Raw genomic sequence first — 16,714 nt, forward strand, 5'->3', positions numbered from 1 at the left:
AAAGCCGCAGGTGAAGGCCGGTGCCCCCGAACAGGGGCACCGGCCTTCGTCACTCTCTGTCTCACGTTGTCTCGCCCACATCCCGGTTCTGACCAGTGTGTGCGGGATATCCGTGGGACCGACAGCTCAGCCCCGACTGCGCAGCTGGGTCTTCCGACCTTTGGTGAGAGCTGCGCCGTTGCTGGCCTTGTCCATCCCCCACGCGCCGCAGAGGGCGCTGCCCACGGAGATGACATCGGTGTAGGCGCCCACTACCTTCGCTGCCGGCGACCACGCGATGACCAGCACGACAACGACCGTGATGATCCACGTGGCGTGGATCGGGCTTGACAGCACCCTCAGGGCAGGGGTCAAACTCATGGAGATGCCTCCTTTGATGGCGTCTGCTGCCCGCTCCACCGCGCATGGTTTGACGGCCCTCGCTGCGGTGGTGCGGGCACTTTCTTGTTCGGCACCATGATGAGCCCTCAGACGCCTGGACTCGCAAATCCAACTCGTTGTGCAGGGAGTTGGACTCCGGCACTATCTCGTAGCAGGATGCATGATCGTGAAACCGTACGATGTTTCACGCTACGCCGCTTTGACCTGCGCGAATGCGGACTCGAAACCGTCCTATATCACACCCCACTGACAACGCTGCGTGCGTCTTGCGCGCGTAAGGTAAATTCGTGAGTGAGATGTCCAATTATGTGAGATTTATGGCGTGGCGAACGTCACATAGTTGGATCTGTGACCGGCAAGCTACTCGGCGGGACCCGTAGCGGCAGCGAGTGCCTGCTCAATTCGCTCGTTGGACAGCTCTCTCTTGCCGTCCAGCACCTTGGCGTAGAACCGGTACAGGACGGCGACGCTGTGCCCTGCCCGACGTGCCACCTCGGTCGGGTCCACGCCAGAGGCCAGCCACAGCGAGACCCCAGCATGCCGGAGCGAGTACGGCACCTCGGCGAACGGCGTTGCCGCCTGTCCCTCAGTCTGCGCCAGGACGTGGGCCTTCTTCCAGATATCGGAATACTCGCGGGTCATGACGACGCCGCCCTGTGCCGCCCGAAAGAGCCGCCCATCCGGGGCGGTTCCATACAGGTCTGTGTGATCCCGCAGCAGCTTGACCAGGACAGGCGGGATGGGGACCTCCCGCGTCGTCTTGCGGGCACGCCGCTTAATACTCCAGCAGGACTTCGACGTTTTGCCTGCTCAGAGGCTGCATGGCGCGAGTGTAGGGGGCGAACGTCTCATCAGGGGCGGTCTTCATGGGACCGCCCCTCGATCGTGTGCAGCCGCCGTTGGTAGTGGCAGCGGCGGGGCAGCCTTTCGTCGTGATCAACGATCCTGCCGCTGAGACCTGGGACCGCGAACTCGAAGACCTCTTCCTCCGTGTCGGCCACCGCTTCAGCCGCGTGGAGCCCCGTCGCCGGATGCGTGACTACGTCCGCGGCCTGCTCGGCCCGGTGGGCCGCAAGAACGGTTGGCAGCTGGCCGAATACGCAGGTCACGCCACCCCTGACGGCCTACAGCACCTGCTCGCCGGCGCCCGCTGGGACGCGGACGAGATCCGCGACGAGCTCCAGGCCTACGTTGCCGAACGCCTCGGCCAGGACGACGGAGTCCTGATCATCGACGACACCGGCTTCGTCAAGAAGGGCACCACCTCCGCAGGCGTGCAGCGCCAGTACTCCGGCACCGCTGGCCGCACCGAGAACTGCCAGATCGGGGTCTTCGCGGCCTACGCCTCCGCCCGTGGCCGCGCCCTGGTCGACCGCGAGCTCTACCTGCCCAAGTCCTGGACCGAGGACCGGGATCGCTGCCGTGCGGCGAAGATCCCCGACGAGCGGGACTTCCACACCAAGGGCGAACTCGCCAAGGCCCTGGTGCTGCGCGCACTCGCCTCCGAGCTGCCCATCGCCTGGGTCACTGCGGACTCGGCCTACGGACAGGAAGGGCGCTTCCGCCGACTGCTGGAACAGTCCGGCGTCGGCTACGTGCTGGCGGTGCCCAAGTCCCAGTTCAGCGTGGGTTGCAACCGCATCGAGAGCCTGTTTGCCCAGGCCCCGGCCGAGGCATGGGAACGGCTCTCGTGCGGCAACGGCGCCAAGGGGCCGCGCATCTACGACTGGGCGGCCATCCGCCTGCCCGCCGTGGCCGAGTACGACTACCAGGACGAGACCCTCATGCGCCGCCGATGGGCGCTTGCGCGCCGCAGCCTCAGCAAGCCCGATGAGATCGCCTACTACCTCGCCTACGCGCCGCTCGAGACGACCGTCGAGGAGCTGGTGCGGATCGCCGGGATGCGCTGGGCGATCGAGGAGTGCTTCCAGGCCGCGAAGAACGAGTGCGGCCTGGACCAGTACGAGGTCCGCCGCTACACCGGCTGGATGCGGCACATCACCCTGGCCATGCTCGCCCGCGCCTTCCTGGCCGCGATGGCCGCAGCCACTGCAAAGGGGGCTGCAGAAACGGTTCCCGCACCATGGTCGACCTCACCGTGGCAGAGATCCGGCGACTCCTGGCAGCTGGCCGTCCCCACCACCCGCGTTTGCCGCGGTGCTCGGCCCGTACTCACGCCCTGAACTGGTCCATCTGGCGCCGACAGCGCCAGGCCGTTGCCCGCCGCTGCCACTATCAACGGCGGCTGCACACGATCGAGGGGCGGTCCCATGAAGACCGCCCCTGATGAGACGTTCGCCCACTACACTCGCGCCACGCAGCCTCTGAGCAGGCAAAACGTCGAAGTCCTGCTGGAGTACTAAAGCGGCAGCCTTGGCTTGGATCACTCGCCCCGCAGACGAGGGGAGGCCGGGAAGGCCGGCCGGGGCTGGGGCGGCCGGGTGCAAGCCCGTGACCGCACCGCGCTACGCAGCGTTCTGCGATGCCAGCACGGCCAGTTCGCGCAGGCGCTCGTAGTACCGGACTTCCTGGGTCTCAGTGAGTAGTGGCAGCACAGTGTCGAGGTCCGCGAGGCAGTCACGCAGGATCTGGCGGCGTTCCTCGTCAAGGGAACCTCGGTTGCTCAGCCAGGTCGATACGCAGCCGGCGACGTAGGTATCCAACAGCACGAGATCGACCCCTGCTAGCTCTTCTCCGCGCAGCCTGGCGGGAAAGTCCGTCCGCACGTGTTCCTTCCACAGCCGGGCCACAGCCTGCTCCTGCTTGCGCCTGCCGATCTCTCGATTCACGGTGGCCATGGTGGCAGTCCGGGTGAACATCGATCAGTGAGACTCGGTCCGTTCGTTGTCCTGGTCTTTGTCCAGTGCGCCGACGGACGCCACTGTTCATCCCTGTGGGCGCCACCCGACTACGCCGAAGCCCTGCGTACGGGGGCGGCCTGGCCCCAACGACGTGAACGCCCACGTCTGGTCGGGTCACCTCAGTTCATCGGGCACCGGGACGGCGAGATGACGGAGGAGAGCTCCGACCTTGCGGTCCAGCTCGTGCCCCACTTCGGTGATCTCGGACCGGCCGAGCGCAGTGACCGTGTCGCTGGGGCGGTCGATCGCGAACAGGGTCGCCCCCGAGGGAGACTCGTGGATCGTCGTGCGCAGGGGGGCGTAGAGGAGGGCCCCCGCGTCGTGGCGGTACATGCGCTCGGCGATGGTGTGGTTGCCCATCAGGTACTCGGTGCAGCGGGCGTGGTGGTCGGCCAGGCCGAACAGGGGCTGGGCGTCGAACTTCCAGTAGATCATGAACCCCAGCGGGGCGTTCTCGTCGGCGAGGTCGAGCACGGCACTCCACGGTGCCCGCTCGGTGACCAGGTCGAAGGTGCGCTGGTGGTCAAGGGGAGGCACGGCCTGCTCGTAGCGGGCTCGGAACTGCTCGTAGTCCTCTCCGACTGCGATCTCCAGTCGTGCGACAGAACGGGTGACCGCGCGAGTCGCGGGATGCGGCGTCGTGGTGTTGTCGGCCATGACCTGCTCCCTTCTGGCTTGCCTTACCAGGGTCAGATTAGGTCGACGTGTACCCGACTGCCCGCTGACCGGGCACATGGCCGACATGAGCCGCGCCCAGGTGACCTGCGTACTCGGTCGCGACTACGGCGCTCTGAGGTGGTGTGAGAAGCCGTTGTCGTACCGATCTTGTTGGGTGCCAGTTCGAGTGCGGTGACTCGGTCGCGTGATCTTCGGCTCCCGCATGCATGAGGGCGGGGCCTCCTGTCCAGTCCGGGATTGTCGAAGTCCGAACGACCTGGTCAGGAGGCCCTGTGTCGCAGTCTTGCGGTTCCGTGCCGGTGCAGTACAACTCGGGTACCCGGTCGTGTGATTGCCTCGCTTACCGGTTCGGGAACGCGGGCGACCATCCGGACCGCGAACCGCGGTATCCCTCGGACATCTCGGACGCGGAGTGGGCGGTCGTGCGGGACGCGATGCCGGTCCCGGCCTGGATGAACCGCAAGGGCGGGCAGCCGGAGGGCTACTGCCACCGGACAGCCGCGCGGACAGTTGGAAAGCGTATTGGGGCAGCCCACTCACGAGTTCGAATCTCGCATCCTCCGCCCGGTCAAAGGCCCGCTCCGCGTCCGCGAGCCGGGCCTCTGCCATTTCCCCACCTCAGGCGGAGCGGGGAGAGCTTCCCTCCTCCCCCTCCGCGATGGTCCCGACCTGCTCTGCAACGGGGCCCAGAGGGCGGCGCGCCCCCGGTGCCTGAGCACTGAAGCACCAAGCGTCCCAGGTCAGCAATCGGCGCAGACCTGGATCTCGGGTCGCTGAGGGAAGGTCCGGTTGCCCTGGAGCCAGTCAGTCAGCCATTCCGCCAACGTGAACCTCTCCAGGAACAAGCGGTGTCGATCGCAGGGGCCGTAAGGGTCACAGCCCCACATCTGGCCGTGCGGGCTGCGGAGGTCGATGAACCACCAGATTGCGCACCCCAGGGTGACCAGGGGCATGATGTGGCGAGGGTAGATGGCCCGCTCCTCAGGCAAAATCGCCCCCCGCTGGTAGATGTCGGTCAGGGAGTCCTCATCGCTGTACCACGGACCGCCCGTGTCGACTAGGGCCATGACTTCGCCATCGACGCCGAAACCTCCGTTCGCGACCTCGCAGTAGATCCTGCGAAGCAGTGCCGGCATGGGATGCCCGAGAGCAGCCTCAAGTTCGTCGGCTGCCTCGGCAGGGGCGGGTGGAGGAAGCTCGTTCGCCTGAGCAAACTCGCGGATTCTGGCGATGATCTCGTCGTCGGTCCACTTCACCGGATGCGTCACGGGAGCACCGTAGAAGGTGCCACGGACAGCGACACCGCGGCTTCCCCGGGAGCTGGCCGGGGCGGGGACCGCCCACCTCGGCAGGGGACCGCCTGAGTCGGACATACCCGCCGCCTGGTGCGAGGTTCAGCGTCGCATGGGAGAACCGTGGGATGGCGGCGTCTGCAAGGCTAGTTCTGCCAGGTCAGGGCCGGAGGTGCGCCTGGTCTTGAAAACTGTCGTGCCGGGAAACCGTCACCGTGGGTTCGAATCCCACGCCCTCCGCAGCTGAGCGTTTGTGCAGGTCGGCGGTGGTCCCGGATTGCTCCGGGACCACCGCCGACCTGTTTGCTGTCCCACCCCGTGTCGCCTGTCTCCCGGGGTCGGCCAGTGTGTGGACGGGCTGTGGACGGGGACCCGGAGTGGCCCGGGTCTCCGTCGGATTCAGCGGAGCAGCCAGCTCAGCAGGGTCGTCGCCGTGAACACCGCACCTGACGCCAGGCAGACCGTGCGCAGGGTCAGCCGCCCAGGGCGTTCCCGGGGCCGGGACTGCGGGACCGGAGCCAGCAGCGCGTCCGCGAAGGCCTGCGCGGTCGGCGGTCGGTCCGCCGGCTCGACGGACATCGCGGTCCGCAGCAGCAGGTCCACCCCCGGCGGCAGCTCCCGGCCGGCCGGCAGCGCGGGCAGCGTCGATGCGGCCGGCTGGTCCGTCATCAGGGCCGTGGCGCGTCCGCCCGGGCCGAACGGTTTCTGTCCCGTCAGCAGCTCGTAGGTGACGACGGCCAGCGCGTACACGTCGGCCCTCCCGTCGAACCCGCCGGTCTGGAAGGCCTGTTCCGGCGCCATGTACGCGGGCGTGCCCGTGGTCACCGTCAGCCCGGACGCGTCGGCCATCTGCTTCGCGCTGCCCAGATCCGCCACCAGCACCGCCGCGGGCGCGGAGCCGGTCGCGAGCAGGAGGTTGGACGGCTTGACGTCGCGGTGCACCACGCCCGCCTCGTGCAGGACCTGGACCGCGTAGCCCGCCTCCGCGGCCAGCCGCAGCGCCTCTTCCGAGCCGCACTGCCCGATCCGGTCCGCCAGGGTGCCGCCGCGCACATAGTCCATGACGAAGTAGGGCCGGTCCTCCTGCACCCCGACGTCGTGGACCCGGACCACCCGCGGGCTGGCGATCCGGCGGAGAAGCCTCGCCTCGGCCAGGAACCGCTCGCGCACGTCTGCGTTGGCAGCCCAGTTCTCGGCCAGCACCTTCACCGCGACCTCGGTGTCGAGCTCCGGGTCGTAGGCCTTCCAGACCGTCGCGAAGGAGCCCGCTCCGAGCCGGTCCAGGAGGAGGTAACGGCCGAGCTTGCGCATGTGGCAGCATTCTGCCGGACTCGCCGGGGGTGGGAAACTCCCCTTCGACGAGTGGGACGCGACAGGGACAGGACGGGGGCCCCGGGTGTTCGAGGAAGGCGAGTTGGATCGGCTCGTGGCGGCTGCTCAGGCGGGGGACCCGGGGTCGGTGGAGTACCTGCTGGCCAAGCTCCGGCCGGTGGTGCTGCGCCGCTGCTCCCGTTTCCTGCCGCACCACGCCGACGCCGAGGAGGCCGCGCAGGACGCGCTGCTTTCCATCAGCACGCACCTGGGCGAGTACGGCGGCCGCGGCTCCTTCCTGGGCTGGGTGACGGTGATCGCGTCCAACGCCGCCCGGTCCACCTACCGCTCGATGCGCCGGCGTGCCGAGGACAGCCAGGCCGAGCTGCCCGAGTCCGTGGACCCGCGGAGCACCAGCGTCATAGCCGGGACCCGGCTCGACCTGATGGAGGCGCTCACCGCGCTGGAGCAGCAGCACCCCGCCCTGGTGGAGCCCTTCGTGTTGCGCGACCTGGGCGACCTGACCTACGTCCAGGTGGCCGACGAGCTGGACGTCCCGTTGGGCACCGTCAAGGACCGTATCCACCAGGCGAGGCGCTTCATACGCCAGCGCTTGGCCGGCAGACAGTGAACCGCGCTCCCGCGGAGGGCGGCCGCGCCGCCGTCCGGCCCCGGTCCGCCGTCGCCGCCCTGGTGGTGGCCGCCGCATGCGGCCTGGCGGTCGGCCGTTTCGTCCTGCCGCCGTTCCCCGGCACCGCGCACCCGGCAGCGCGGGCGACCCCCACAACCGGAGGCCCTTCCGCTCCCGCGACGGCCGGCGCGTCCACCCCGGCACCCTCCGGCTCCGCCCCGCCGAAGGCCGCCACCGGGCCGGTGACGACCGCCGACCTGCTTGACCCCGCGGCGTTCGGCGCGGTCGGCATCACCGCACGGATCCATGTCAGGGACCGCTTCGGCGACGGCGCGTACGCCAACTCGGCCTGCACCGGGGAGAAGACGCTCACCCAGACGCTGGGCGGGCCCGGCGCCCACTTCCGCGGGCTGATGACCAGCACCCGCAGTGACCCCGGCGACCCCACCGTGGCGGTGGACCTCGCCGACCAGGTCGCCCGCGAGGTCGCCGCGGAGGCCCCGAGCCCCGCCCTGGCGCAGAACTTCACCGAGCGCCTGTTGCTCGAGGAGGTGCCCTGCCAGGACGAACCTCCCGGCCACTGGGTCTACGGCAGGACCACGACGCTGGAGCTCGCCCCCGGCCTCAGCGCGAGCTGGATGGGCACCTACCAGGGATCCCTCAACACCAGCGGCACGGCGCCCGCGGGCAAGGAGCCCTGCGGCGGCATCGCCGTGCTCCGCAGCGGCAGCCACTACGGGGTGCTGGAGGTCGACGCCTGCCTGGGTACGGCCGCGATGTCCCGCATCGTCAGGACCGCTCTGTCACAGCTGTGAAACAGCCGGTCAGAGCTCCAACTTTCGCTCCTCCGGCGTCATCTCCCCAGTTGTACGAGGACGCAGCAGGCGTCCCGACCAGCGGGGAGTCCAGATGACCGAGAACCAGGCCGTCCAGCAGAAGTCCGTTCGCCGCAACCGTGTCGCCGCTGCGGCCTGCTTCACCGCCGCACTGGTCGCGGTCGGCGTCGTGGGCATCCAGCCGGCCGCCGCCGACGGGGCCGGGCACAACGCCGCGCACCGCACCGCAGCCGCCGCCCACCCTGTCACCGCCAAGCCGGCTGCGGTCGCGGTCGCCGCGCCCGGACTCGGCTCCGCCGCCCTCATCCAGAGCGAGGACTTCTTCCAGCAGGGCCTCGGCCCGGTCGGCGCGACCGTGGAACTGGCGGGGCGCCAGGGGCTCTCGGCGTGCTCGGGCGAGGAGACGATGCGTGACCTGACCAAGGGCAAGGCCACCGCGTACGCGTCGGTGACCTGGACCTTCGACTCCGCGGGCCTGTTGATCGAGTCGGCCGCGAGTGCTGCCACCAGCAGCTCGGCGAGCACCTACGAGAAGCAGCTCGACGCCCTGGTGCAGGACTGCCAGGACGAGCCGGCCGGCCACTGGCACTACGGCGCGGCCCACACCCTCACCGTCAACGGCGGTACCGGCCACTGGTACCCGTCCTACAGCGGCGACGGCACCGTCGCGGGCGGTGTCGCGGTCCTTCGCAACGGCACCAGGGTCGCCGTCGTCGAGCTCACCGGCCAGCCCACGGACGACCCGACCTACGTCAAGGGCATCGCCACCGCAGCCCTGAACCGCCTCCCCTCCTGACCCGTCGAGTTCGCACCGGGCCGGGCCGGCCGCGGTCCTGCGGCGTCCGGGGCCCGGGCGCGTCGGTTGGTCGTGGCGGCCGGCCAGGGGCGAGCCCGGTGGTCGCCGGCGACCGCACCCCTCAAGGAGAGGGGAAATCCCGAATGCGTTCCGGGGTCCTTAACAATTCCTTACAAACGCTCGTCCGGGAGTTCCGCGGTGCGATCCAGGTGAAAGCCTGCCGCCGTGGGATTGCGCCCCGGCGGACCGGTCTTCCCATTCACCGGCTGCATGTGCGAGTTGCGTCGGGCACCAGCACGGGTAGTCTGAGCCCAGAGGCGGATCCCGGCCCAGTGTCCGGATCCGAGAATAGCCTCAATCGTGCGCCCTCGGCTCCTCGGCAATGTGCTTTCATGCCCGTTGCGGAGCCACGAGAAAGCAAGGGAACACCGAAATGCGCAACTCTCGCAGGTCGAAGATCGCTGCCATCGCGACTGCCGGACTGGTGATTCTCGGAACCGGATCCGCCGTGGCGGAAGGCAACCCGCAAACGACGAAGCGCGCAGTCCCCTTCGACATCTCCAACGACAGCGGTGCCGCGCTCACGCTGCAGGGCGGCACCCCTGCGGGCCAGTTGCCCGCGACGATCCCCGACCAGAAGACGGTCCAGCTCAGCGTGGACGGGACGGGAACGTTCACCTACACCGGGGCGAACGGCGGATCGGTGACGGTGAAGTGGGACTCCGGCGTCTCCCGTGCGGTGGACGACTGCACGGCCACCGAACCGCTGGTCTGCGGGACGTCCGACGGCATCGACGGTGTGTATGTCGTCTCGCACAAGGTCCGACGCTGACCGCCGCGCCGGTTTAGGACCCGGGCCGTTGACTTCCCGTCGGGGAAGTCAACGGCCCACGGCTTTTCACCACCGGGCTCGGGTGCGGTCCAGTATTTTGCGGAAATGATCCGGCGAATCCATCGTGAATGCAGGCCGGATCATTTCTGGCTCAGGTCACCGAACACCGGGAATCACTGCCGGAGTCAGGCCGTCCGGGCGCGGGCCGGCCGGTATTTCTCCCGCCCCGGTGGCCGGTTCAGTACAGGGCCTTGAGAGCGCCCCAGCCGGAACTGACCTTCACCCCGCTGCTGAATCGCCCGTCGCCCTTGCCCGACCAGCGGATCAGGTTGCCATGGGTGTCACGGGCCACCAGGTCGGCCCGGCCGTCACTCGTGATGTCACCCACGCCCACCATCGCGTTGTAGGCGTTGAAGCCGGCACCGAGCCGGACCCGGCCGCCGAAGGTGCCCTTGCCGGTGCCGAGCCAGCGCCACAGCACACCGGCCTTGTCCCGCCCCAGCAGGTCGCCGTTGCCGTCGCCGTTCAGGTCACCGACTCCGACCAGCATCGTGTAGCCGCCGAGCCCGGACGCAAGCTTCACCCTGCCGCCGAAGCCGCCCTTGCCGTTGGCGTACCAGCGCCACAGCACACCGGCCCTGTCCCGCCCCAGCAGGTCGGCCCGGCCGTCCCGGTTGAGGTCGCCCGGCGCGGTCAGCACGTTGTAGCCGCTCATTCCGCCGGACGCGAGCGTGCTCCGGGTGCCCGTGTAGCCGAAGCTGCCCTTGCAGCCGCCGCTGTACCGCAGCAGCGCACCCGCCGAGGTGCGGACCAGCAGGTCGTTGCACCGGTCCCCGGTCAGGTCGTCGAACGGCACCAGGTACGACGACGTCGGCCAGCCACCCGTGCTCACCTTGTCCGAGAACGTGCCCTTGCCGCTGCCCGGGTAGACCGAGAGCGTCCCGGTGGACCCCATCCCCAGCAGATCCCCCACACCGTCGGCCGGCGCCGCGAAGTCCCGGGGGACGGCCTGGCCGTCGTAGAGGCGAACCGTCCCGACCCGCCGCAGCGCACTCCCCTGGCCGTCCGCCGGACTGGCGGTGAGTTCCCAGGAGTACTGGCCGTTCGGCAGGGGAGCCTTGTACTGCTTCGCCGGGTCGGTGCCCGCCCACTGCACGTCCAACCGCCCGCGGGTGTCGCCACCCTGCTGCCGGTCGACCACCCGGTTGGTGTTCTTGTCCCGCACGGCGAGCGTCCAGGATGCCACCGGCTTCGAGAGCACCCCGTCGAAGATCGTTGCCGCGCCCAGGCCCGGGTGGGCCAGCGTCCATCCGGCGTCCACCTCCAGGTCCGCGGCCTCCTTCAGCGTCGTCAGGGGCTGGGTGGTGGTGACCCCGGACGGCACCAGGTGGATGCGTTCCTGTGCGTCCACGTACGCGGCGTTGCCGCTGTACCGGTCCACGGTCCAGCGGATGTGGCGCTGGGAGGTGCCGGTGTCGGGCAGTTCCCCGACGACCCGGGTCCTGGCCGTGCCGGAGTCCACCGTGGTGAGGTTCAGCTGCCCCGCCTGCCTGTCGTGTGTCACGACATAGCCGTCGCCGAGCAGCGACTCCCCGGCGGGGACGGGCACCGACTTCTTCGTCGTACGGTCGTACACCCCGGCGGGTCCGGTCCGGCCGCAGCTCCAGTACAGCCAGCGGCCGACGGCCTGCAGTTCCGTCGGCACGCAGCCGGTACCGATGCCGACCGTCTCGACGGTCTTCCCGGAGACGAGGTCGAGTGCCGAGACGCTGCCGGGCGTGGCGGCCGGCGTCCAGAGGCGGTTCTCCCAGACGGCGGCGGCGCCGGGGGTGCGGGTCAGGGGGTTGCCGTAGTCGTCCATGCGGTAGACGTACTGCTTGGCGGTGGTGGTGTAGATCAGGTACTTGCCCGAGACGTCGGTGATCCGGCCACCGGCCGGCACGTGGATCTCGAAGAAGTCGTAGGTGCCCGGACCGTCGACCCGGAGCAGGTCCGAGCCGCCGTCAAGCCGCTCCAGCCAGGCGATGCGCCCGTCACCGACGTCGAAGACCGGCGCACAGCCGACATCCGCGACCGGACAGCTGCCCATGACCACGGTCTGGGACCAGGGGAGCAGGGGGGTGCGCCCGCCGTACTCGGGGGTGCCGGTGGCAGCCACGGTGCGGGTGTAAGGGGTGCGCCAAGAGGTGTCCGGTTCCACGTCGACGAGCCTGCCCTGACTCAGGGCGAGGCCCTCGACGGGGATGGCCGGCCGGGGCAGCGCCTCGACCTTGGTGACGGCGGGCGCCGCCGTGGTGCCCGGCTGGATGCGCTGGACGCCGAGGTCGTCGATCGCGTCGGACGTACGGCCGATGACCAGGGCGGTGCCGTCGGGGGCGCTCACCAGGCCGGTGCCCGCCCCGGTGACCACGGTGACGGCGTTCCCGCCCGTCACCGGCTGCGCCTTGACAACGGTGGCGGCACCGGGACGGTAGACCAGCCAGTCCCCGACGAGGGCCAGTTCCTGGCCCGGCGTCGCAAAGCCGCTCTCCAGCGTGACCCCGGCCGGCGCCGCCGAGATGCCGTCGCGGGGAAGCACCAGCACGGTGGACGAGCTGCCGCTGTACAGGACGATGTGGCCGGGGGAGATCCTCGCCTGGCTGTAGCCGCTGGGCAGCGCCTGTGTCCAGCCCTGGACCTGGCCCGTCTCGCGGTCGACCAGGACCATCCGGCCGGTGCCGTCGGCCTGGCGGCCGACGAACAGCACGCTCGCCGCGTCGGCCCCGCGCGGTGCACTGAGCAGCATGTCCTCCGGCGCGCCGGTGACCGGGACATCATGGGTGGTTCCGTCCGGGCCGCTGGTCAGCAGATGCATGACCCGGGTGGTCGTCCCGTCCGCGGCGGTGGAGGTCTGCTGGCTGACGACGGTGGAGCCGTAGACGCACGCCACGATCTGCCCCTGGGGGACCTGCACGGTCCGGGTGGTCCCGTCGGAGGCGTTCCACAGCTCGACGCGGTCGGAGTAGCGGAACGCGAGGACGTCGCTGCCCGTCGTGGCCGTGAGGTACGTGCCCTCCCGCTTCGGCACGGGGACCACCGCGCCGCCGGCGTAGGGTGACCAGACGTACCCGGAGTAGCCCTCCAGCCGGTGGAAGAAGCCCTGGCTGCCTGCCCCGTCCGTACCGGTCAGGGTGTTGGTGCCGTAGAGCGAGTCCGCGGTGTTGGTGCTGCGCTGTGCCGCCGGGACGACGGTCTCCTGGGCAGCGGAGGGCACCGCGGAGGCGGCGCTGGGCGCCAGCGGGCCGGTGCCGGCCAGCAGGGCGGCGCATGCGGTGACGGTGATACCTGCGGTTCTTGCACCACGGCGGTGCAGGCCGGCAGAGCGGAACAAGGGTGCCCCTCCCAGAAAGCCGGGGGCAGGCGGTGTCGTCAACGCCGACTCGGCTCCCCGCCGTCGCCTCCCCCCGGAAGTCGACCGATTCTAACCTCGTTCGGTGAATTCGGACCCTCATTCAGATCACGGTTCAGAGCCCGGAAGCAGGCCCTGCGGCCCCGCGGCGTGGCGTCACTGCGCCCCGTGGCCGCCGGGGGTCGCCATGGCGGCGCGGAGTTTCCGGTACCGCAGGCCCAGACCCCGGTAGAGCCGCAGCGCGGGCAGGTTCCCGTCGTCCACCATCAGCGCCGCGGCCCCGTGCTCCTCCAGTGCGGCGGCGAGGACGAACCGGCAGACCGTACGCCCGAGCCCCCGGCCGCGGGCTTCGGGGCTGACGGCGACTCCGGCCAGCAGCCCCACGGAGGGGGCGGACCAGGCGAGTGCGGCCAGGGCCAGCAGCCGGCCCCCGGGACCGCGCACCCCCGCCCAGCGGTGGACGCCGGGGGCGCCCGGCACGGCGTCGGAGTCGGGGAACCCGGCCTGCAGCAGCGCGCCGGCCTCCGGAAGCTCGGCCTCGGTGAGCCAGCCGGCCCGGCCGTCCTGCGGCGCGGTCATGGGTTCCGTACGGTCCATCCAGCCGAACGTCCTGCCCGGCCGCAGACCGGGATGGCCGGCCACCAGGGCGTCGATGACGCCGGGCCGCCCCAGCGGGCGGTAGGTCGGGCCCACCTCCTCCAGCACCGCACGGGCCAGGGGGACGACGGAGTCCACCGGGCCCGACAGGGCCAGCCGGTCACGGGTCGACAGGGCCGGGCCGGCGACCGCGACGGCCCGGCCGTCCGCACTGCTCCAGGCACGGCTGCGCCCGTCGAGGCCCTGCGCGGCCCAGACGCACAGGGTGTCGTGACCGCAGCGGACCATCAGTTCACGGTGGTCGTGTATCTCCCGCATGCCGGTAATCCTGCCGCAGGCCGGTGGGGCGCCCGTGCTCAGGCGGGTCCCGGAAGGGACTGCCGCAGCAGGGCGTCGGAGACTCGCGGAGCCCGCGGCGTACGGGTCGTAGGCGGCGTGGTGCGCCCGGCTCCGTTGGTCACCGGCCTCCAAGTTCCCTGCTCCCGGGGCAGGTTGGGTCCCCGGACGGCGGGCGCGGGTCCCGCGCCGGGGCGCTATGCGGGCCGGGGTACGGCAGGCCGGATGTTCTGGTTCACATGGAAGAGATTGCCGGGGTCGTAGGCGGCCTTGATCCGGGCGAGCCGGTCGTAGTGGTCCCGGTAGGTGGCGCGGACCCGGTCCTGGCCCTCGCCCGTACCCATGAAGTTGACGGCCGAGCCGCCCATGGAGTGCGGGCGGAGCGCCTCCCAGTAGTCGACGCACCACTGTCGGATGGTGCCGGCGTTGGCCGGGTCGGGGTCGACGCCGGCGAAGACGCCAGACCAGAGGGCGTCCCGGTAGCTCCACGCGGTGTCGTCGGCGCCGACCCGGTGCGCGGCGCCGTCAATCGGATAGAGGTGCATCAGCGACAGCGGGGTGGGGAGCGCCGCGCCGTACGCCGCATGGATCGCGACGGCCTCGTCGGGGATGCGGTCGAAGAAGGCGCCGCGCCAGTACCACTGCATCCCCGGCGGCAGCAGCGGGTCGAACATGGACTGGAGCGCCGGGTAGGGCATCGGGCTGGTGAAGTGGAACGCCGGCGGCCCGGCCTCCCGCACCGGGGCCAGGGCCTGTTCCAGCTGTTCGGGGTCGCCGGTGCGGCACCAGACCACGCCGCAGACCCGCTTGAGGTGCAGCGGCTCGGGGAACGGCGGACCGGGAGGTACGACCAGCAGCGCGAAGAAGCCGTTGAGTTCGTCCGGGAGGTGGGGCAGGAAGTCGCGGTACCAGCGGAGCACCTCGGGGGTGCGGTCGACCGGCCACAGGGTGATGCCGGCCCCGACGGTGCCCACCGGGTGCAGCCGGTAGGTGAGGGAGGTCGCGACACCGAAGTTGCCGCCGCCGCCGCGCAGGGCCCAGAACAGCTCCGGGTCCCTGGACTCGTCCGTGGTGACCAGACTGCCGTCGGCCAGCACCACGTCGGCCGAGAGCAGGTTGTCCACGGTGAGGCCGTGTCTGCGGGTGAGGTGGCCGTGCCCGCCGCCCAGGGTGAGACCGGCCGCGCCGGTGGTCGACACCACGCCGGCGGGGGTGCCGAGTCCGTACTCGTGCGCGGCGCGGTCGAGGTCGCCCAGCAGGCTGCCGCCGCCGACCCGCGCCGTCCTGCGCTCGGGGTCCACCGTCACCCCGCGCATGGGGGCGAGGTCGAGGGTGACACCGCCGTCCACCAGCCCCAGCCCGGGACCGCTGTGCCCGCCGCCGCGGACGGCGAGCTCCAGCCCCCGGTCGCGGACGAAGCCGACGGCGGCCATCACATCCCCCGCGTCCCGGCACTGCACGATGGCGGCGGGATGCTTGTCGATCATGGCGTTGTACACCTGGCGGGCCTCGGTGTACCCGGGGTCCCGGGGGCCGATGACAGGTCCGCGCAGCGCGCTGCGCATGGCTTCGAGGGTCGCGGTGTCCATGCCGACCTCCTGGGGCTGAGGACGTCCCCCCTTCCGCCGCCGGGCAGGGCTCCCCGGTGGGCGTGGACGGCAGCCGACACCACCAGCGTGGCCCCGGGGGAGGCCCGGTGCAAACGCCGGTCCCCGCGCGGGAGGGCGGACGCCGACGACCGTGGCGGAAGGCGGTCCGGCACGGTCGTCGAGGCCCCGCGGTGCGGGCTGCTGCTCCCGGAACGCGGGAGGGCCCGGTGCCTCACGGCACCGGGCCCAGCGTGAGCGGAGGCTCAGCGGACGTCGACGTAGTCCGTGTTGCTGGTGGCGTCGACGTACCGGTTGTCCGGGGTGAGCCACACGACGACCCAGGTGCCGTCCTGCTTCGCGGTGAAACGCTTGCTGAAGTGGCCGTGGGAGTCGGTGAGGCCGGTGCCCATGTACGACCAGTCCCTGCAGCCCTTGGCGCAGAAGAGGTAGTAGACGCGCTGGTGGGTGAAGTTGCTCCACTTGCTGGTGGTCAGCCGCTGCAGGGTGCCCTGCACGGTGATCGCGTTCCCCTTGCGGACCGGCTCGGGGGAGGCGTTGAAGCCGGTGATCCGGGTGTCGTACCGGGAGTAGTGGATGGTCCGGCTGTAGCCCGACTGGTAGTCCTTGCTGCCCGGGTAGTACAGCCGCCAGTAGCCCTTGGGCGAGGACTGGTAGCCGTAGACGTTGAACTGGCCGTTGCTGCCGATGGTGAACCAGCCGTCGGTCTTCCAGCCGGTCCGGCCGTCGGCCGACTTCTGCACGTACACCTTGCGGTAGGACGGCAGCTTGCCGCTGCTGCTGTACATGGCGCCCTGCAGGTGCAGGTCGGCGTACTCGTCCAGCGACGTGTGGGTCAGGCTGAGCGTGACGCGGTTGACCACGTCGATGCTGAAGGACGCCTTGGAGTACTTCAGGTACCTGTAGCCCGCCGAGCTGCTGTGCAGGGCGACGGTCCAGGTGGCGTCGTTCGACGGGGCGTACCAGGAGCCGTAGCTGAACCGGCCGGTGGACGAGGTGGTCACCACACTGCCGTGGACGTTGATGCGCTGCCCGGTCAGGGGCTTCCAGACACCGCCGTAGTAGTACTCGGCGGTGCCGCTCACGGGCACCTTGGAGCCGTACTTCACGGTGAGCGCCGAGTGGTCCAGGCGGATCCGGGTCGGCGCGGCCGCGGTGGCCAGGGTGG

The 16,714-nt window shown here is 70.5% G+C and carries 14 protein-coding genes and 1 pseudogene; 5 read left to right on the forward strand and 10 right to left on the reverse strand.

The genetic code is table 11. The annotated features are described in order from the left end of the window. Positions 1-126: 126 nt before the first annotated feature. A complete protein-coding gene (locus AOK09_RS08320) occupies positions 127-360 on the reverse strand; it encodes a hypothetical protein (RefSeq protein ID WP_055586475.1) in 234 nt (77 codons plus the stop codon). A gap of 381 nt (positions 361-741) precedes the next feature. Next, positions 742-1,023, reverse strand: coding sequence for a site-specific integrase (locus AOK09_RS08325; RefSeq protein WP_063795887.1), 282 nt, complete (start codon positions 1,021-1,023; stop codon positions 742-744). A gap of 290 nt (positions 1,024-1,313) precedes the next feature. On the opposite strand from AOK09_RS08325, the gene AOK09_RS08330 reads away from it, so the two are divergent. Continuing rightward, entirely contained in the window at positions 1,314-2,564 is a 1,251-nt protein-coding gene (locus AOK09_RS08330; protein WP_055586476.1) for an IS701 family transposase, read from the forward strand. Between the two features lie 282 nt (positions 2,565-2,846). Here AOK09_RS08330 and AOK09_RS08335 read toward each other — a convergent pair whose 3' ends face one another. From AOK09_RS08335 to AOK09_RS08350, 4 genes are all read right to left on the reverse strand, one after another. Then, the gene (locus tag AOK09_RS08335) at positions 2,847-3,170 is read right to left on the reverse strand and encodes a hypothetical protein (protein WP_245687181.1); all 324 of its coding nucleotides are present in this window, start codon (positions 3,168-3,170) and stop codon (positions 2,847-2,849) included. A gap of 186 nt (positions 3,171-3,356) precedes the next feature. After that, a complete protein-coding gene (locus AOK09_RS08340) occupies positions 3,357-3,899 on the reverse strand; it encodes a hypothetical protein (protein WP_055586477.1) in 543 nt (180 codons plus the stop codon). Between the two features lie 761 nt (positions 3,900-4,660). Next, positions 4,661-5,188, reverse strand: a complete 528-nt coding sequence (locus tag AOK09_RS08345; RefSeq protein ID WP_055586478.1) for a hypothetical protein — start codon at positions 5,186-5,188, stop codon at positions 4,661-4,663. A 423-nt stretch (positions 5,189-5,611) separates the two neighbouring features. Next, entirely contained in the window at positions 5,612-6,523 is a 912-nt protein-coding gene (locus AOK09_RS08350; RefSeq protein ID WP_055586479.1) for a serine/threonine-protein kinase, read from the reverse strand. A gap of 115 nt (positions 6,524-6,638) precedes the next feature. Between AOK09_RS08350 and AOK09_RS08355 the strand changes: the two genes are divergently transcribed. The 4 genes from AOK09_RS08355 to AOK09_RS08370 all read left to right on the forward strand — a co-directional run bounded on the left by AOK09_RS08355 (position 6,639) and on the right by AOK09_RS08370 (position 9,618). After that, positions 6,639-7,154, forward strand: coding sequence for an RNA polymerase sigma factor (locus AOK09_RS08355; protein WP_245687182.1), 516 nt, complete (start codon positions 6,639-6,641; stop codon positions 7,152-7,154). Beyond that, positions 7,151-7,969 carry a hypothetical protein gene (locus AOK09_RS08360; protein WP_055586481.1) on the forward strand — a complete coding sequence of 273 codons (819 nt, stop codon included), beginning with the start codon at positions 7,151-7,153 and terminating at the stop codon, positions 7,967-7,969. Before AOK09_RS08355 ends, AOK09_RS08360 begins: the two co-directional genes overlap by 4 nt. 94 nt (positions 7,970-8,063) lie before the next feature. After that, positions 8,064-8,786 carry a hypothetical protein gene (locus AOK09_RS08365; protein WP_055586482.1) on the forward strand — a complete coding sequence of 241 codons (723 nt, stop codon included), beginning with the start codon at positions 8,064-8,066 and terminating at the stop codon, positions 8,784-8,786. A 433-nt stretch (positions 8,787-9,219) separates the two neighbouring features. After that, entirely contained in the window at positions 9,220-9,618 is a 399-nt protein-coding gene (locus AOK09_RS08370; RefSeq protein WP_055586483.1) for a hypothetical protein, read from the forward strand. Positions 9,619-9,856: 238 nt separating this feature from the next. Here AOK09_RS08370 and AOK09_RS08375 read toward each other — a convergent pair whose 3' ends face one another. The 4 genes and pseudogenes from AOK09_RS08375 to AOK09_RS08390 form a co-directional block, all read right to left on the reverse strand. Continuing rightward, on the reverse strand, positions 9,857-12,988 hold the full coding sequence (locus AOK09_RS08375) for an FG-GAP-like repeat-containing protein (protein WP_055586484.1): 3,132 nt from the start codon (positions 12,986-12,988) through the stop codon (positions 9,857-9,859). Between the two features lie 174 nt (positions 12,989-13,162). After that, positions 13,163-13,921 (reverse strand): GNAT family N-acetyltransferase, encoded by a 759-nt coding sequence (locus AOK09_RS08380; protein ID WP_063795888.1) that lies wholly within the window; start codon positions 13,919-13,921, stop codon positions 13,163-13,165. A gap of 215 nt (positions 13,922-14,136) precedes the next feature. Then, positions 14,137-15,528 (reverse strand): FAD-binding oxidoreductase, encoded by a 1,392-nt coding sequence (locus AOK09_RS08385; protein ID WP_055586485.1) that lies wholly within the window; start codon positions 15,526-15,528, stop codon positions 14,137-14,139. A gap of 263 nt (positions 15,529-15,791) precedes the next feature. Continuing rightward, positions 15,792-16,714: pseudogene (locus AOK09_RS08390) on the reverse strand (hypothetical protein); the annotation flags it as partial.

It is taken from the genome of Peterkaempfera griseoplana, assembly GCF_001418575.1.
Taxonomy (GTDB): Bacteria; Actinomycetota; Actinomycetes; order Streptomycetales; family Streptomycetaceae; genus Peterkaempfera; species Peterkaempfera griseoplana.

Bases quoted from the DNA above. Each gene is read 5' to 3' on its own strand.
- AOK09_RS08350 (WP_055586479.1), bottom strand. From the start codon at position 6,523: ATGCGCAAGCTCGGCCGTTACCTCCTCCTGGACCGGCTCGGAGCGGGC.
- AOK09_RS08365 (WP_055586482.1), top strand. From the start codon at position 8,064: ATGACCGAGAACCAGGCCGTCCAGCAGAAGTCCGTTCGCCGCAACCGT.
- AOK09_RS08370 (WP_055586483.1), top strand. From the start codon at position 9,220: ATGCGCAACTCTCGCAGGTCGAAGATCGCTGCCATCGCGACTGCCGGA.
- AOK09_RS08340 (WP_055586477.1), bottom strand. From the start codon at position 3,899: ATGGCCGACAACACCACGACGCCGCATCCCGCGACTCGCGCGGTCACC.
- AOK09_RS08385 (WP_055586485.1), bottom strand. From the start codon at position 15,528: ATGGACACCGCGACCCTCGAAGCCATGCGCAGCGCGCTGCGCGGACCT.
- AOK09_RS08380 (WP_063795888.1), bottom strand. From the start codon at position 13,921: ATGCGGGAGATACACGACCACCGTGAACTGATGGTCCGCTGCGGTCAC.
- AOK09_RS08320 (WP_055586475.1), bottom strand. From the start codon at position 360: ATGAGTTTGACCCCTGCCCTGAGGGTGCTGTCAAGCCCGATCCACGCC.
- AOK09_RS08325 (WP_063795887.1), bottom strand. From the start codon at position 1,023: ATGACCCGCGAGTATTCCGATATCTGGAAGAAGGCCCACGTCCTGGCG.